Here is a 376-nt window from a genome sequence, read left to right as displayed (position 1 = left end):
CCATAGAACCATAAAAGTCGGCTTCGCGGGTTACTTCTTCGCGGCGCTCTCGGGCTTGCTCAGCGCTAATAAAACCCGCATTCATGTCAGCATCAATTGCCATTTGTTTACCCGGCATAGCGTCTAGGGTAAAACGCGCCGACACTTCAGAAATACGCCCAGCACCTTTAGTAATTACCACAAAGTTTATGATGATCAAGATTAAAAACACCACTAAACCTACTGCATAGTTACCACCAATAACCACAGAGCCAAAGGCTTCAATTACTTTACCGGCAGCATCACCACCATTGTGGCCCTCAAGTAATACTACTCGGGTGCTGGCAACGTTAAGTGCCAAACGCATAATAGTGGCGATTAGTAACACAGCCGGAAA

Annotated in this window: 1 protein-coding gene; it reads right to left on the bottom strand. The window is 46.5% G+C overall.

The genetic code is table 11. The features are described 5' to 3' along the window. Positions 1–376: FHIPEP family type III secretion protein (locus AAEY62_RS20745; RefSeq protein WP_350636162.1), on the bottom strand; the 376-nt coding region annotated here is incomplete at both ends.

Source organism: Pseudoalteromonas sp. GW168-MNA-CIBAN-0100, from assembly GCF_040309225.1.
In the GTDB taxonomy this organism is placed as follows: Bacteria; Pseudomonadota; Gammaproteobacteria; order Enterobacterales; family Alteromonadaceae; genus Pseudoalteromonas; species Pseudoalteromonas arctica.
The sequence above is the reverse complement of the archived record's forward strand: the minus strand, read 5'-3'. Positions and strand labels throughout refer to the sequence as shown.